Genomic DNA, 14516 nt, shown 5'->3' with positions numbered 1-14516 from the left:
TATAAAAATAGTTCAAGTGGGTTCATCGACAGCTATTCCCGAACCTTCTACAATTTTGGCAATGGTAATATTAGGGTTAGGTGTATTGCTGTCTAAAAAGCGCAATCAAGACAATAGTAATGATAGTTAATTGATATTTTCAGGGGGCGTGAGTGATGATGTTTACGTCCCTTTATCAGCAATTATTGAATAATTAAAATGATTCTTGTGCGGTAGATAAAACCTCTTGATACAGTCTTGGATTAATAGGTTTACCCTGAGTAATTAACGCCTCTAAAACTTCCTGAACGCTAGTAATTAATCCTAGGTGTTTGGCGACTAATAAAATACCTAATGTACCAGTAATTTTAAAATTTCGAGATCAAGCAACTCGCCTAGCTTCTCAATCATCAATCAATAATTGATCGGCTTCTAATTCTTCAGCTAAAATCCTAGCAGCACATTCACCCCAACCTAAATTAGTTATCGTTTTCAAAGTAGAGACTTTTTCTGAACTGCTAATGGTTCGTCTCTCTATCCAGTCTGCTAATTGAACTAAATTAACTGCTGGATGAGTTCCTGTTGTTCCTGTTGTTACCTCATGGTAAACTTCTTGAGGAATAACGGCCAAATTGCCATGGCTGACTCCGATGACAAGGCTGTAGTCATCTCCCTACCCTAACTGGTCACAAAATAACTTAATTTGCTGGCTAACTTGACAAAAGTTGCTCAAAATATAACCTTAGCAACATAAATCGGCTTATTCCTAGGTAAATCCTTGCAGGAGTGCCATTATACCAGATATTTTCTCTCTGCTCGATTTATTTAATAAGCTCTGCTGATGAATGAAAAAAAAAAATAAACGGAGCTTATGACTATTCGCCTCTACAATCTAAGCATTATCCCTAACCAGGGCTAAATTTTCTGACATCCAAGCCTGATTAATGGTTTTGCTGTCTCTAGAGACATTTTTCTCCACTATTCGCCTACTTATCAACTTTATCTAACTCGAACTAAGTTTCGGGTCGATATTCCCTATCGACTCTGTACCATCTTTTTCACACGAGGTATATCATGGCTATCATCTACGGCAGGGGGCAGGAGGCCGTTTTTGTAACGGGGATTTATGCCCCGCTCCAAAAACTTTTCGCCTTAAGGCGAGGTTTTAAACCCAAATTTTCGATAAAAACGATTGCATGGTATGATAGAGGTTTTGGAACTATTGTTTTAGGTCAAGATCATGGCAAAACGAATGCAGGTTATCCTCAATCAAAAAGTCAGCAAATTAGGTGAAAATGGCGATGTGGTGGAAGTGGCACCCGGTTATGCGCGCAATTACCTTATCCCCCAAGGTGTGGCCGTTTTAGCCACCAAGGGCGCGATTAAACAGGCAGAATTTAGGAAAGAAAAAGAGCGTCAACGTCTCCTCGCTGAAAAACAAGAAGCGGAAACCAGAAAAACTGCGATCGAAAAACTCAGTCCCTACAGCATCCCTAAACAGGTGGGTGAAAACGAGGCAATTTTCGGTACTGTCACCAGTCAAGATGTGGCTACGGTTATTCTAGAAAATGCTAAATTAGAAATCGATCGCCGTGGTATTACCGTCCCCGATATCGGTCAATTGGGAGTCTATAAAGTACAAGTCAAACTCCATCCCGAAGTTAGTGCCGATATCGAAATTAAAGTAATCGCACAATAACAATTATCGGGGCATAGTTATCAGTAATCAGTGAAAATTTATCAGAGCGATTAACTAGCTGATGGCTGATAGCTAATAGCCATTCACATCTCAAAAACTATGACTCATCCCACGGATATAAAAACCCTAGCACGCTGGATGGCGGCGGATTTTAGTAATCAAGAACAAGCTTTTGCTAATCCGCCTTTTTTTGCCCATATTCGCGTGTGTATGCGCCCTTTGCCCGATGAATTAATGAAGGGAACCAGCTTATTTTTAGAGCAGGCCTACGATTTTATGCTCAATACTCCCTATCGTTTGCGAGTATTTAAATTATCGGTAGTCGATGATCATATTGAACTAGAAAACTTTAAAGTTAAAGAGGAAGCTAACTTTTTTGGTGCTTCTAGAGAACCCCAGCGTCTCAAAAATCTCACCTTAGACTTATTAGAACCGATGCTGGGTTGTGATATGAATGTCACTTGGACAGGTAACAGTTTTAAAGGGGTGGTGAAACCGGGTAAACAATGTTTAGTCTTTCGCAAAGATAGAATGACTTATTTAGATAATAGTTTTGAAATTAGTGAACGGGGATTAATTAGCGTTGATCGCGGTTTAGATCCCGAAACCGATCAATTAGTCTGGGGTTCGATCGCCGGTCCCTTTGAGTTTGTGCGTCGCACCAGTTTTGCTGAGGAAGTGTGAGAAAAATTATCGGTTTTTAGCTATGAAAATCGCCACATGGAATGTCAACTCGATTCGCAGCCGACAAGAGCAGGTAATTAATTGGTTACAACTCAATCCCGTTGAGGTTTTATGCTTGCAAGAAACCAAGGTGATCGATCGAGATTTTCCCAGAGAAGCTTTTGAATCTTTGGGTTATCATCTCTATATTTCTGGACAAAAAGCCTATAATGGTGTGGCGATTCTTAGCCAAAAACCCCTGGACGATATCACTGTGGGATTTAGTCCAATTATCGGCGAAAATTTAACAGGAGAACTAGACGAACAGAAACGGGTAATTACTGGAGTAATCGGCGATATTCGGATTATTAATCTCTACGTTCCTAATGGTTCTTCCCTAGATAGTGACAAGTATATTTATAAGCTTAAATGGTTAGAAACCCTTAGGAAATATCTAGATAAAATTATTAATTCTCAACCTGAAGAATTATGTATCTGTGGTGATTTTAATATTGCCTTAGAAGATAAAGATATTTATGATCCCAAAGGCAAAGAAAATCATATTATGTCTTCAGCTAAAGAAAGAGAAGCTTTAGAAAAGGTGTTAGAAATTGGGTTACAAGATGCCTTTAGAAAATTCACCTCGGCAGCGGGACATTATAGTTGGTGGGATTATCGCAGCGGTGGTTTTGCTCGTAACCGAGGTTGGCGAATCGATCATCTTTATTTAACTCCTCAGCTATACGAAAAAGCCGTTAATTGTCTGATCGATCGAGAACCCAGAAAACAAGAAAAACCTAGCGATCATACCCCTGTTATTCTGGAAATATCAAGCCAAAAATAGCTAAAGGATCAACCTAGACTTTGCACAGCCAGAATTTTGCTCTCTTAGCTTCCCTAACCGGGGACTTTCACCTTGAGGATTTATTCGGTAACGAGAAAATGCTATGATTCGGGTTGAATTTACCAAGTTTATTAAATTATGCGTTCTCCCCAATTAATTGTTCTATTGCTCGGTTTATCCCTTCTCCCCAGCATCTCCCCCGCTTTTGTCCATGCTAATCCCTCGATAGTGCCAGTGAAACAATCGAGTAATCGCGATTGGGGACAAAAAATCAGCGAAGCGGAAATTAAAGCAATGATTGAAGACATTCAAACCGCTATTAAAGATAAAAATATCGCCCTAATCCTCAAACACTATGCCCCGTTTATTTCCTCGCAATTGACCATTAAAACCGATGCTAGTACCGAAATTTTTGAGTTAGATGGCATCACGGAACATAAAATATTTTTAGAGGAATCCTACAAAAATATTAAAAGTATAGAGGTTCTTTCTGAGAATTGGGACGTGGATATTCTTGCTAATGACGAGATGGCGATGATCACTCGCAAGCGGGTAATCAATATTACCAACACCGAGGGTGATAACTATATAGTGGCATCGGAAGCGGTGGCTAAAGTCGCCCCCATCGACGGCAAATTGAGGATATTTTCCATTCAAGAAACCGCCGAAGTGGGACGCAGACCAAAAAAATAATCAACCTCTCCGGTTGGGACTAGACCAACCCGACTCCCGCCGTCTTCTTCCCTCGATAAAACCGTCATCATAGTCTCTAGAATTGCGCGGATTATCATAGCGGGCAAAGTTAAAACCGTCCTCTAGTCCGCGCTGAAATTCTTGCTCTGGTGGCACAAATCGATAACGTTGTCTATTATCCTGTACCGCCCGGTTGATTAACAAGGCCCCCGCTCCAATACCCACGGCCTCACCAAAGGTTAAAGACTTAGCATAATTGATGTTAATTGTCAAGAAAGTTGTTGTTAAAATTAAGGCTTTTCCCCAATGCTGACCCATAAAATCCTCCTTCAAAAAATCAAGTTGACAACGAAACCAGTACAGATACAGAGTTTCTCATAAAATCGACCACCGACTCCCCAAAACGAAAACCTTGTACCTCACCATGACGATAAATGCTATGAGCTAGATTTAGAAGAATGGGAGTGAAAGCGAATCCCCAAGAAGACATCGTAGAGGAAACTCCAGAAATTCTTACCTTGCAGTAAACCTAAAGACTGTTCACAATCTTTCGCATCTAAAAGCGGTTTAGTGGCATAGTATGCCGGTTGGTATTTGTACCAGGGAATCGACGGCCAAAGATGATGCACGAGATGATAATTCTGTCCTAAAATCAGCAGATTTAAGAGGGTACTGGGGTAAACTCGGGCATTTTTCCAACGATTACGCTCTTGGAAAGGACGATGGGGAAGATAATCGAAAAATAAACCGAGGGCAATTCCCACCACTAAAGCGGGAACAAACCAAAAATTCATCACATAGCTGATAAAACCGTATTGACAGGCGACGATGACTATGGTAGCAACAAAAAGACGACTGAGGAACCATTCCAGCAGTTCGTATTTCCGCCAGAGTTGCCGCTTAAAAAAGAAAATCTCGTGATAAAAAAATCTGGCCGCAATCATCCACAAAGGGCCACCAGTGGAGACAAAATGATCTGGATCATTTTCGGGATCGTTAACGTGAGCGTGGTGCTGTAAATGGACTCTAGTGAAGACCGGAAAGGCAAAACCGAGCATTAAAGCACTGCCATGACCTAAAATAGCATTAAATAGCCGATTACTATGGGCAGAATTATGAGAGGCATCGTGGATAACTGTCCCCGATAAATGTAAAGCGAGGACATTAGCACTAAAACAAATCCAGTCGGGCCAAGACCATAGCCAATAGCCACAGGTAGATAGGGTTATTAGGCTCAAGGCACTAAAAAACATGGTAACGTTTGGGTTGAAGCCCCCCGGTGCTTTTAAATACTCTTTGGGGACTGTCAGCAACATCTCGGCCGACTGCATTATGGGTGTTGCTCCTTATTGTGTTCGCTTTACTGGCGTAAATTATCATACTACGGCTTTTTCATAAAGTTTTGTAACATTATCTTAATTAATCTAAAGTTATGAAGAAAGTAAGCATTTGTTATATGGTCTTCCCCGATCAGTCCCTAAGGAAAAGCGAGGCTACAAGAGAAAATCACGGGCGCTTAACTCCAGTTTCGGACTTAAACGATTAAAAAATTCGGCTAGAGACTCGGCTTGAGGGAGAGCGATCGCCTGTTTCCCCGCTATCACCGATTCTACCCTATCCCGATCGCCGAAAATATCGACAAGACACTCCCTATCGATATCGAATTCATGCAGTAACGATTCTAACGTAGCGGTAGGATTTGTTCGGGCGATCGGATAATGTTTCCGCTCGTATTCTTCCACTAATAACACCAGTAAATCGAATAATAGTCCTTCGTCATTGCTTAACTCCCGTGACATCATCCCTTCAATTATGCTTAAAAATCGCTCGTATTCTTGCGAGTTATTAATCGGTTTCGGTTGATACTGCAAGAGTAAATCACCATAGGTTAATGGATTAGAAGTAGGGATCATTTTTCCAGTTCTCCTTATTGTATTCAGCGTGACTTAGAATATATTTAACGAAAATGGTTTGACGAGAATAATTGATGTCAGCGATTAAACGGTATTTGTTTCCCTTGATATTAAAAACTGTAAAATTTCCCACCGCCTCCGCTTTCGGGTAGCGACCTTGAACCTCTACTAAATTTTTCCAGTTAGCCTTACTAGCGAAGTTATACCAATCGCTAAGAGCGTCTTCTGCGTCCGAGTGGCGTTGCCAAAACTCTCGTAATTTGACTTTACTGATCACGTGCATTGATCGCTAGTTTTATTGTTCTCTTTAACCTAGATAAACATTGATCACTCTAATAATTATAGTGTATGTCAATTTGACCGATCGCCCCCCGCACCCCAGAAAAGCCCACCCCTTCGCGCATCTCTGGGAGATCGCCCTCAATCCCCAATCCAGTAATCAAGAGGTAGATAAAGCATAATAAATATAAATAACAAAAACCTTGACAAAATCGGGGGGGGCTAAAATTAGGGGGAATTTAGCTATACAATGTCTTCTATGCCACTCAAAAGTTCCTTTTGCTATTCCGTCGCCCTCGCCACGGTAGCCACCGCCACCCTCGCACCAGTTGCGAGCGCCGCAACTTTTAACGGGACTCAAACAAATTTCAAGCCCAAACAAAGCCTAAACCCGCTTTATAAGCGGCGAACACCTCCCTATTCTCCTTGAGCCAATTAAAGAAACGGAAAGACATCGCTGTGCGAAAAGCTTCTAAAGCTTCCACAAAAGTATTCAAAGGTTGGTTTGCCCATCGCCTTCTTAATCCCCCAGTTAATTTGTGCCACAGGATAAAAGTATAGGCACAAAATACCAAGATAAAATGACGAAATAGATTCTTGTAATCCCTCACTTGGTATTCTTTCCATCCCAACCACCCTTTAACTTCCCGATAGAAAACCTCAACCCAATTTCTTTGAGAATAGGTGGTAACAACCCACTCAGCCGTTACTTTTGACTCCTCAACATTGGTCATCAAGTAGTCAATATCAGTGGCTTCGGTTACGGAACTGGCATTCATGACGATAGCAAAATTCCCGGTTCCCTCTAGCTGGGATACCTTGGCACTGAAAGTAGCTACCCACACGGTCTTGGCTTTATTTAAGTTGAGTTTAACTTCGGTGAAATCTTCGGAAGATAACGTTTCTGCTAATTTGTCTAGTCTAATTTCTGACTCAATCCCCGCCTCCTGAGTGATGATTACATTTCGATTTTTAGCTACTCCTCCTAGATACTTCAGTTTTCTGTCTTCTAATCCCTTGCTCAAGGAACTATTGTTACCATAGGCTCCATCAATGAGGACTATTCCCGGTCGATAACCTCTCTCTAAACTTTTGTCAATTAACTCTCAGGCGATGTCCGGCTTTTTCTTGAATTCTGGGTCTTCTTTTCCTTTTTCTAGAGAAGCGGCATGGCGATATATTTCTAAGTCTAAAGGGAGGCTTTTTTTTCCGTCGTATAGATGGGTGGTAACTGTTACTATTCCGTTCTCGGTTTTGCCAATTTCTCCTATGTACTGTCCCCCTACTCCCTCGGTAAAATTTCCACTTTTACGATGTCCCGAATCATCCACAATCAGGGTAAAGCGGCGGCTGATTCGGCTTTGAGAGCATTGGTTCATCACCTCAAGGCGACGTTCATTGATTTTCCGGGCATCCCAGGGAGCATCAGTAGCAAAATGGTGTAAACGATTGTAAACTACTTCTACTTGGTTATCAGCCATTTGAGTCAGGTTTTTTCGTTCACTTTCTCCTAATAATCCTCCTAAGTAATCTCTAAAGCCTGTTTTTTGGGCTTTTGTTTTGAGCAGATCATCGAAGCGTTGACACCATTTGTCAAAGCATGGGGGCATGGCGGACGGGGTGTTCTCTCTCATGGGTCAGTCTCGACGTGAAACGCTGATCTGCCAAGCATTATACCCTCAGTTATCTTTTGTTATCGTTTGAGTCCCGCTAGATGCGATTGCGATTTTCTCCCTGTAGCGCAAGGGATAAGAAACAGGCAAGATAAGTAGTCGTGCAAAATTAATTTCCTAGTCGAGACAGGAGACAGGAGACTCCGAGACGGGATACAGGAGACTCCGAGACGGGAGACTCCGAGACGGGAGACTCCGAGACGGGATACAGCTATTAGGGATCGGATTTGAGTTTTCAGTTCACTGTTTACTGATCACAGCAGAAGTCTGACGGAGTAGTGGCTTAGATGTGTAATTAATTGTGCTTAGATACTTACCGCTCTTCTGGGACTTTCGGAAATCCCTGACCGAATCCAGATTCTGAAACCCTTGGTTGACAAGTGATCGCTAACTTTTTTTCTAATAAAAACTCAAATTTCGGGTTTCTGTTAGTTAGCGATCGCTTGAAGGCTTACCCCATAAGAGAGCTAGAGTTTAGAGACTGTAAGACTTTTGCCAGACTCCCTCCAAGAGCGATAAGCTGTTCTACTTGTAACTAGCATACAAGAACTCTAACTAGGGGGGGAATGCGAGCGATCCTGACTCACCCCCCTAGTTCTCAAAGTCTTTTAGGGCAACACTTTCAGCCAATCCTTAAAAAAGTATTAAGAAAACGGGAAGGGGTCAAAAAAAATAAGGAATTTTCGGATATCACCTTTTCCGTAAACTCCCCTATAATTGAATACTGTTTATCTTTATTCCTTTCTGTGAGGAGTTTAAACCTATGACATTATCAACACTTATCAAAAAATCGATCAGTGGTCGGGTCGCCCTTATCGGTCTATCTTTACTCGCTCCTGTATCTGGTGCGAGCGCCGCTACTTTTGGCTTTTCTTTCTCGAATGTGGATGGCCCGGTTAGTGGTACAGTTTCTGGGACAATAGAGTTGCCGGACGCGGCACTAACCACGGATGGGATATACGCGGCTACCGCTCTTTCCGTCACCTCCGCTCCTGCCGCTTTAGGATACACGCTACCGGTTATTGGTACATTCCCATCACTGGGTCCTAATGCTTTTAATGTTGTGGGTGGTAATATCATTCTGTCCGGTACTCAATTCGCTCGTGGTCAATTGTTCGTAACGGGTTCTCCAAATGCATTTGGATTAAATTCTACTACCGGAACTCTATTCGGTATAAAGGGGGTTGGCAATGCTTCCAGTGGAGTTTTAGACTCAAGTAATTCAACACTGACATTTACTCGCGCTACTTCCGTTCCCGAACCGGGTACTATCTTAGGTTTAGTAACAGTGGGTGCTTTAGGGGCATTATCTGGTAAGCGCAAAGGCTAAAAGGATTTTAAACTTACAGACGATTAACCCAACTAGGGAGATGAAATCATGATCACTCCCTAGTACCTGACTGAAAAACAAACATGAAACATTTTCCGCTTATTTCCCCTCGAAACGTTTTAGCTTCCGTAGCGATCGCTTTATCCCTTGGTTTGGGTTTAACCGCCCCTCTACAAGCGCAGTTAAGCGGTAGAGTGAACTTTGAACGGGGCAGTGATATGGCCGCCCTCAACGGGACAATTACAGGGCGTGAATACCGAGATTTTGTCTTAAGAGCGAGAAAAGGTCAAACCCTGATGGTTTCTCTTGCTGATGATGGGACAGGCAACCCAGAAGACAAGCATAGTGTATTTTTTAATATCCTGCCGCCGGGTAGTAATAATGTAGCGATTTATAACAGTTCTGCCCAAGGACCCAACGCCATGGCTAAAATTAAACTCCCCAAAGATGGCGACTATACCATTCGTGTCTATCTCATGGGAGAAGCGAAAGACGGCAATCATACCGTTCCTTTCACCTTCTCGGTAACGATTAGGTAGTTATCGAAAAATCTTGAACGCATCCTAGAGATTATCGCCCCTCTTACTCTGTAAGAAAATCAATCATGTTCGAGTCTATAAAATTCAGCGCCATCGCCACCGGAATCGCCCTCGTCGCTACTTTACCAGTTTATGCCGCGAATACTGCTACCATGTTGTCGGCCTGCAAATCTCGCGCCGCTAATGCTTATAAAACCTCGCCGGGTAATATCGTTGTCAAATACGAAGGACAACGCACCGACGGCACTCACGCAGTGAATGGCACTTACGAGACGGATAAAATGGTCAATACCTTCCAATGTTCCTTTAACCGCAACGGCAACCAGATCGTCAAATTTATCAAAAACCTACCCTATTCCAAAGTGGACGAAGGCGCTATGTAATAACACGCTCACTTAGTCTTCATTGGAGGAGATCAAAAAAGCATGAAACCCGTTTATGTGTTGTTAATTGCTATTACTACGGGTGTTATCGGTGCGGGTATCGGATTGTTTCTAGGAGGGAAATTCTTGGGAACCCTCGGATTCACAGGTGGTGTAACCTACGGTGTTTGTGTCGCCACGGAAACGGGAAAACAAGCGGGTTTACTAACCCAATCGGAAACCGATCAACTCTTAAAACAAATTAAAGCAAGAGCGGGTTCAGATTTTAATTTGAAACCAGAACAAATCGAAGAATTCGCCAAAATCAACTGTCAAGACACCCTAGAAAAAGCGAAATCGGCCCGTTCGGAAAAAAACTAGACGGACGTTATAGTACAATTGTCAACAAATCTAGCGATCGCTGTAAAACATCTAATTAACTTGGGAAAAAACTTAAATCATGCGTCAACTCTTTTCCGCTTTTTTACTGGCCACCTTAATCACCACCCCGGTTATTCTGCCTTCCCCCGCTTTCAGCGAAATCCGTAAAGAACGGGTGCAATTCAAAGCCGGAACCGAAGGAACCACTATTCAAGGCAAAATCAAGGGAGAACAAGTCGTTCAATACCTAATTCGCGCCAATGCTGGACAAAATATGTCGGTTAGCCTCTTGAGTGATAACGGGGGCGCTTCTTTCAATATTTTCGCACCGGGTAAAGTCCCCGGCAAAGACGCGGCGATGGTTATCGGGAACAATGTCGGTAATGCCCACGAGGGAATCCTACCAGCGGACGGCGATTATACGATCCAAGTGGGTTTGACTCGCAACTCGGCGCGGAATAATGAAGTGGCTAATTATCGCCTAAAAATCCTTATTTCCAATAATTACAACCAAAGCGATGCCAAAGTACCGGGGACAAATTACCATGCTACGGGTAATGTTACCTGTTCGATGGGCGATGGAAAACCAGCGGGATCTTGTCCCTTTGGTGTCACTCGTCGAGGTAACGGTAGTGCAGATGTCACTGTCACCAAACCCGATGGTCGCAAGCGTATCATTTTCTTTGAAAAGGGAAAAGCGATCGGTGCAGATACCAGTCAGGCAGCTCCTGGAGCGTTTAGCGCCTCGAAACAAGACGATATCTATATTATTCGCATCGGCAAGGAACGCTACGAGATTTTTGAAGCGATCATCTTTGGGGGTTAGGTGCTGCTTCTCGTAAGCGCCAAGCATAAAATCCCCATTGAGGATAGTTTTGAGTATATCTTGGTCTTTAGGAGGGGTAAAAACCCTCCTTTGGTTATTTTTGGGGATAGGGTGATAATTTTGTTAAAATACAGGTCAGACTTAACCTATAATTGAATTAAAAATGTATGATTCCACCTGTAAATTTATCGCCCTTGAATATTCCAGAGACTTAGCCACTTGGTTACTAGGAAAACCCTTAGATTTAACGGAAATTAAACCCTCGGAATTATCCCTAGAGCCGATTAGAGCCGATACTTTAGTCTTTTTGGAGTCAGAAGAATTAATCTTACATATCGAGTTCCAAACCGACCCTAAAGAGGATATTCCCTATAGAATGCTAGATTATGCCACCAGACTCTATCGACGCTATCCCCGTAAACCTATCCATCAAGTGGTTATTTATCTAAGGAAAAGTGACTCCCCCAAAGTCCGACAAAATGATTATAAACAAGGGAAAACCTCTCATCAATTTGAAGTGATCAGACTCTGGGAACAACCCTCGGAACCCCTATTAAAGGCCCCCGGACTGTTTCCCTTTGCCATACTCGCTCAAGCTGAGAAACAAGAAAACTTACTGCGGCAAATTGCCCAGGAAATCGAGCAAATCAGCGATAGTCGAGAACAAAGTAATCTGGCCGCATCTACCGCAATTCTAGCCGGGTTAGTATTAGAGAAAGACATCATCCAACGATTACTGAGGAAGGACATCATGAAAGAATCAGTTATCTATCAAGAAATCTGGTCCGAGGGTTTACAAGAGGGTTTAGAAGAGGGACGACAAGAGGGACGACAAGAGGGAGAAGCTAACCTAGTTTTACGTCAATTAAATCGGCGTGTAGGGGACATTTCTCCCGAATTACTGCCCAATATCCGCAGTCTTGACCTAGAACAGTTAGAAAACTTGGGAGAAGCTTTGTTAGATTTTCAGTCACTAGAGGATTTAGAACAATGGCTGGAAAATTGCCGAGCTAGTTAGTACAAAGGAACCAAGTATTAAAGCCATGCCTTCAGCACAGACTGGCCGCACGCACCTCACCCCTACAACTACCGGGAGTCTCAAAACCCTTGTACTTTTATCGGCGATCAACTCCTAACCCCACCAACAAACTTTTTCAGCAAGCCCTAGCCATAGATTTATTCTTAATCCCAGTAGAATAACTCATGTTTTTTTTCCGATTACTCGAGAAAAAATTATAAAATAATAAAAAATCATTCGTTTGAATATAGTTAGCTTACTATAAAAAGGTAATCGATAAATTCACAGGAGTAACTCTATGAGTACCGAAGGGAAAATTAACGCTACCGCTAAAAATCTTGAAGGAAAAGCCGAAGAAGTTCTCGGCATTTAACTGGCGATCAAGAAATGCAGATGGAAGGAAAGGCAAAACAAGTGCAAGCTTCCGCCATGCCTACGGCTGAAAAGGTTAAAGACGCGGTGACAGGCGCTCTTGATTCGATTAAGGATGCGATCAATAAAGCCTAGTAAAGATAAAGGGGCAGAATTGAACTGCAAAACTGTCCTTTTATCGACTTTTTCTGGCAGCAAACACTTTTAAAACCATTCGCCAAGGACAAATATTATGTTCAATTTAATTGCTTGGGTTATCCTAGGACTCCTAGCGGGTGCGATCGCCAAGATGATCTATCCGGGTACTCAAGGGGGCGGTTTTATCGCCACTATGTTTCTAGGCATTATCGGAGCCTTTATCGGGGGAAGTCTGCTCACTTTCATCCAAACTGGCTCCTTACAGCTTGCCAGTGCCTCTTTGAGTATTCCGGGGGTGGCGACGGCAGTATTGGGGGCGATTATTGCGATCGCTATCTGGAATTTCCTCAATCGGGGGTAGGCTTTTTGATCTGGAATGTATCCTCCTACATCGCCGCTAAAAAGGGATAAATCCTAGCCGTAAAAGGAAATGGCTGTTAACTCTCCCCCTAATCATTCTATCCATTAGTCACATCTTTCTTAACATAAAATTTGACAAAAAGAGAAAAGTGTGCAAGATGGCTCAAGGGGGTTCTATAGGGATTGCATAATAATAAATCCGTTGAGTATAGGCTACTTATGAGGATAGGCACTCATGCAAGAGGCACTCATGCAAAAATGGGAATAAATAATCAGTTTTTAATAACTGGATTTAGTATGATGGCAATCCGTGCCAGCCTGCGACCCCCTTCTTTTCAGGTCAAATAAAGCCCAAAAAAATAAGTGGCTCTCTTATTCTTTGTGTGATAAGTTTAACTTATATAGCAGCGATCAATCCTTGTGGTTCGCTCCACTCGCTCGCCAGCCGACTGTATCTTAGAATACATTTTACCCAGCAAACCCAAGAGAGTCCCAATTCTTCCGTTAAACTTTAATCTATTCCCCGGTAGAGATCGGCGATCGCTAACTCTAGGTTAATACTTGGCAGGATCACGCGATCACCTGTCTCGTAAATAGTCGTTTCCCATATCCCCAGAGAATTACGGCGACGGCATTCCAGGCGCTGGATTTCTTGGGAAATTAATACATATTCTTCTAAGGTTTCTATCTGTTGATAATCTGGGAATTTTTCACCCTTGTCAAAAGCGTTCGTATTGGGGGAAAGCACTTCCGCGATTAGTTTCGGATAGCGTTTCAGATAACGATCTTGGCGATCGCGCAGATCGCAGGTAACAAAAGCATCGGGATAGTAATAAAACTGATCTTGATAGTTAACCTTGACATTACCCGAGTGAAACCGACAGTCTGTAGAGTCGCCGAAATGTTCGTCAATGACTTTGAGAAAATTGAAGGCGATGCGATCATGATTATCCGTACCGCCGGCCATCGCATAAACCAAACCACGTCGGTATTCATGGCGGATCTGGCTCTGACGCTCGATAGCGAGATATTCTTGGGGACTGATGTAGTTGGGAACCGCAATCATAATCTCTAGGGGAAAGCCTACTATCAATTATAGTACGAGAATGGCTCTCTTATTCGGCTCTTCGTTACCCTTTATGCTAAATCAACAGACAAGATGCCAAGACAACATACTTCTAACCCAAAAATTCCGAAAGTTTCTCAAGCCATAGCCTCTCCGTTTTATTAGTTTAAGTTTATTGTTGATTCCCTCGACCATCCCATTCGTTGTCCTTCGCTCGAAATAACTAATTATTTCTCCAAACCAGTTTCGGATTGTTTGACAACTCTTAGTAAAAACACTGGAGGATTTTGCCAACCATTCCGAGATGGATAGCATCCCCTCTGTCGGATTCTCTGAGGTTTCATAAATCTTTCTAAATTCTTCCTTTAATTCCTGCATCTT

Annotated in this window: 19 protein-coding genes and 3 pseudogenes; 14 read left to right on the top strand and 8 right to left on the bottom strand. The window is 42.6% G+C overall.

The features are described from left to right. Positions 1–16: 16 nt before the first annotated feature. The gene (locus H6G48_RS18275; protein WP_341275516.1) at positions 17–130 is read left to right on the top strand and encodes a PEP-CTERM sorting domain-containing protein; all 114 of its coding nucleotides are present in this window, start codon (positions 17–19) and stop codon (positions 128–130) included. Between the two features lie 63 nt (positions 131–193). On the opposite strand, the pseudogene H6G48_RS27645 reads toward H6G48_RS18275, so the two are convergent. Next, positions 194–610, bottom strand: a pseudogene (locus H6G48_RS27645) (PIN domain-containing protein). Between the two features lie 443 nt (positions 611–1053). Between H6G48_RS27645 and H6G48_RS18265 the strand changes: the two are divergent. From H6G48_RS18265 to H6G48_RS18245, 5 genes are all read left to right on the top strand, one after another. Continuing rightward, the gene (locus H6G48_RS18265) at positions 1054–1272 is read left to right on the top strand and encodes a hypothetical protein (protein WP_190722753.1); all 219 of its coding nucleotides are present in this window, start codon (positions 1054–1056) and stop codon (positions 1270–1272) included. Continuing rightward, positions 1220–1678 (top strand): 50S ribosomal protein L9, encoded by a 459-nt coding sequence (gene rplI, locus H6G48_RS18260; RefSeq protein WP_012264300.1) that lies wholly within the window; start codon positions 1220–1222, stop codon positions 1676–1678. The genes H6G48_RS18265 and rplI overlap by 53 nt, the downstream gene beginning before the upstream one ends. 99 nt (positions 1679–1777) lie before the next feature. Beyond that, complete coding sequence (locus H6G48_RS18255) at positions 1778–2362, top strand: chromophore lyase CpcT/CpeT (protein WP_190722752.1); 585 nt, start codon at positions 1778–1780, stop codon at positions 2360–2362. Positions 2363–2384: 22 nt separating this feature from the next. Continuing rightward, entirely contained in the window at positions 2385–3185 is an 801-nt protein-coding gene (xth, locus tag H6G48_RS18250; protein WP_190722751.1) for an exodeoxyribonuclease III, read from the top strand. Between the two features lie 138 nt (positions 3186–3323). Next, entirely contained in the window at positions 3324–3878 is a 555-nt protein-coding gene (locus H6G48_RS18245; protein WP_190722750.1) for a hypothetical protein, read from the top strand. On the opposite strand, the gene H6G48_RS18240 is transcribed toward H6G48_RS18245, so the two are convergent. The 4 genes from H6G48_RS18240 to H6G48_RS18225 all read right to left on the bottom strand — a co-directional run bounded on the left by H6G48_RS18240 (position 3879) and on the right by H6G48_RS18225 (position 6074). Further along, a complete protein-coding gene (locus H6G48_RS18240; protein WP_190722749.1) occupies positions 3879–4196 on the bottom strand; it encodes a hypothetical protein in 318 nt (105 codons plus the stop codon). Between the two features lie 119 nt (positions 4197–4315). After that, positions 4316–5209 carry a beta-carotene hydroxylase gene (crtR, locus tag H6G48_RS18235; RefSeq protein ID WP_190722748.1) on the bottom strand — a complete coding sequence of 298 codons (894 nt, stop codon included), beginning with the start codon at positions 5207–5209 and terminating at the stop codon, positions 4316–4318. 162 nt (positions 5210–5371) lie between these two features. Continuing rightward, positions 5372–5791, bottom strand: a complete 420-nt coding sequence (locus H6G48_RS18230; protein ID WP_190722747.1) for a helix-turn-helix domain-containing protein — start codon at positions 5789–5791, stop codon at positions 5372–5374. Continuing rightward, positions 5775–6074 carry a type II toxin-antitoxin system HigB family toxin gene (locus H6G48_RS18225; RefSeq protein ID WP_190722746.1) on the bottom strand — a complete coding sequence of 100 codons (300 nt, stop codon included), beginning with the start codon at positions 6072–6074 and terminating at the stop codon, positions 5775–5777. The genes H6G48_RS18230 and H6G48_RS18225 overlap by 17 nt, the downstream gene beginning before the upstream one ends. A gap of 255 nt (positions 6075–6329) precedes the next feature. On the opposite strand from H6G48_RS18225, the pseudogene H6G48_RS26475 reads away from it, so the two are divergent. Continuing rightward, a pseudogene (locus H6G48_RS26475) lies at positions 6330–6437 on the top strand (PEP-CTERM sorting domain-containing protein); the annotation flags it as partial. A gap of 1 nt (position 6438) precedes the next feature. On the opposite strand, the pseudogene H6G48_RS18215 reads toward H6G48_RS26475, so the two are convergent. Continuing rightward, a pseudogene (locus H6G48_RS18215) lies at positions 6439–7704 on the bottom strand (IS701 family transposase). An 802-nt stretch (positions 7705–8506) separates the two neighbouring features. Between H6G48_RS18215 and H6G48_RS18210 the strand changes: the two are divergent. From H6G48_RS18210 to H6G48_RS18175, 7 genes are all read left to right on the top strand, one after another. Then, on the top strand, positions 8507–9073 hold the full coding sequence (locus H6G48_RS18210) for a PEP-CTERM sorting domain-containing protein (RefSeq protein WP_242034692.1): 567 nt from the start codon (positions 8507–8509) through the stop codon (positions 9071–9073). Positions 9074–9156: 83 nt separating this feature from the next. Continuing rightward, positions 9157–9612: a hypothetical protein gene (locus tag H6G48_RS18205; protein ID WP_052277622.1), complete on the top strand. Its 456-nt coding sequence runs from the start codon at positions 9157–9159 to the stop codon at positions 9610–9612. 65 nt (positions 9613–9677) lie between these two features. Next, positions 9678–9995 carry a hypothetical protein gene (locus H6G48_RS18200; RefSeq protein ID WP_002757707.1) on the top strand — a complete coding sequence of 106 codons (318 nt, stop codon included), beginning with the start codon at positions 9678–9680 and terminating at the stop codon, positions 9993–9995. 42 nt (positions 9996–10037) lie between these two features. Next, a complete protein-coding gene (locus tag H6G48_RS18195) occupies positions 10038–10355 on the top strand; it encodes a hypothetical protein (RefSeq protein ID WP_052277621.1) in 318 nt (105 codons plus the stop codon). Between the two features lie 79 nt (positions 10356–10434). Then, positions 10435–11181 (top strand): hypothetical protein, encoded by a 747-nt coding sequence (locus H6G48_RS18190; protein ID WP_190722744.1) that lies wholly within the window; start codon positions 10435–10437, stop codon positions 11179–11181. A gap of 163 nt (positions 11182–11344) precedes the next feature. Beyond that, positions 11345–12199, top strand: coding sequence for an Rpn family recombination-promoting nuclease/putative transposase (locus H6G48_RS18185; protein ID WP_190722743.1), 855 nt, complete (start codon positions 11345–11347; stop codon positions 12197–12199). A 604-nt stretch (positions 12200–12803) separates the two neighbouring features. Then, complete coding sequence (locus H6G48_RS18175) at positions 12804–13070, top strand: GlsB/YeaQ/YmgE family stress response membrane protein (protein ID WP_190722742.1); 267 nt, start codon at positions 12804–12806, stop codon at positions 13068–13070. Positions 13071–13580: 510 nt separating this feature from the next. On the opposite strand, the gene H6G48_RS18170 is transcribed toward H6G48_RS18175, so the two are convergent. Next, the gene (locus tag H6G48_RS18170) at positions 13581–14135 is read right to left on the bottom strand and encodes a Uma2 family endonuclease (protein WP_190722741.1); all 555 of its coding nucleotides are present in this window, start codon (positions 14133–14135) and stop codon (positions 13581–13583) included. Positions 14136–14216: 81 nt separating this feature from the next. Then, the coding region (locus tag H6G48_RS18165) for a transposase (RefSeq protein ID WP_190722740.1) at positions 14217–14516 on the bottom strand (300 nt) is incomplete at its 5' end.

The organism is Microcystis flos-aquae FACHB-1344, from assembly GCF_014698375.1.
GTDB classification, from domain to species: Bacteria; Cyanobacteriota; Cyanobacteriia; order Cyanobacteriales; family Microcystaceae; genus Microcystis; species Microcystis aeruginosa.
The sequence above is the reverse complement of the archived record's forward strand: the minus strand, read 5'-3'. Positions and strand labels throughout refer to the sequence as shown.

What these genes read in the sequence shown, in the direction of transcription:
- H6G48_RS18245 (WP_190722750.1), top strand. Translation starts at nt 3,324, where the DNA reads ATGCGTTCTCCCCAATTAATTGTTCTATTGCTCGGTTTATCCCTTCTC.
- H6G48_RS18205 (WP_052277622.1), top strand. Translation starts at nt 9,157, where the DNA reads ATGAAACATTTTCCGCTTATTTCCCCTCGAAACGTTTTAGCTTCCGTA.
- H6G48_RS18190 (WP_190722744.1), top strand. Translation starts at nt 10,435, where the DNA reads ATGCGTCAACTCTTTTCCGCTTTTTTACTGGCCACCTTAATCACCACC.
- H6G48_RS18185 (WP_190722743.1), top strand. Translation starts at nt 11,345, where the DNA reads ATGTATGATTCCACCTGTAAATTTATCGCCCTTGAATATTCCAGAGAC.
- H6G48_RS18200 (WP_002757707.1), top strand. Translation starts at nt 9,678, where the DNA reads ATGTTCGAGTCTATAAAATTCAGCGCCATCGCCACCGGAATCGCCCTC.
- H6G48_RS18255 (WP_190722752.1), top strand. Translation starts at nt 1,778, where the DNA reads ATGACTCATCCCACGGATATAAAAACCCTAGCACGCTGGATGGCGGCG.
- H6G48_RS18170 (WP_190722741.1), bottom strand. Translation starts at nt 14,135, where the DNA reads ATGATTGCGGTTCCCAACTACATCAGTCCCCAAGAATATCTCGCTATC.
- H6G48_RS18265 (WP_190722753.1), top strand. Translation starts at nt 1,054, where the DNA reads ATGGCTATCATCTACGGCAGGGGGCAGGAGGCCGTTTTTGTAACGGGG.
- H6G48_RS18175 (WP_190722742.1), top strand. Translation starts at nt 12,804, where the DNA reads ATGTTCAATTTAATTGCTTGGGTTATCCTAGGACTCCTAGCGGGTGCG.
- xth (WP_190722751.1), top strand. Translation starts at nt 2,385, where the DNA reads ATGAAAATCGCCACATGGAATGTCAACTCGATTCGCAGCCGACAAGAG.
- rplI (WP_012264300.1), top strand. Translation starts at nt 1,220, where the DNA reads ATGGCAAAACGAATGCAGGTTATCCTCAATCAAAAAGTCAGCAAATTA.
- H6G48_RS18195 (WP_052277621.1), top strand. Translation starts at nt 10,038, where the DNA reads ATGAAACCCGTTTATGTGTTGTTAATTGCTATTACTACGGGTGTTATC.
- crtR (WP_190722748.1), bottom strand. Translation starts at nt 5,209, where the DNA reads ATGCAGTCGGCCGAGATGTTGCTGACAGTCCCCAAAGAGTATTTAAAA.
- H6G48_RS18225 (WP_190722746.1), bottom strand. Translation starts at nt 6,074, where the DNA reads ATGCACGTGATCAGTAAAGTCAAATTACGAGAGTTTTGGCAACGCCAC.
- H6G48_RS18240 (WP_190722749.1), bottom strand. Translation starts at nt 4,196, where the DNA reads ATGGGTCAGCATTGGGGAAAAGCCTTAATTTTAACAACAACTTTCTTG.
- H6G48_RS18230 (WP_190722747.1), bottom strand. Translation starts at nt 5,791, where the DNA reads ATGATCCCTACTTCTAATCCATTAACCTATGGTGATTTACTCTTGCAG.
- H6G48_RS18210 (WP_242034692.1), top strand. Translation starts at nt 8,507, where the DNA reads ATGACATTATCAACACTTATCAAAAAATCGATCAGTGGTCGGGTCGCC.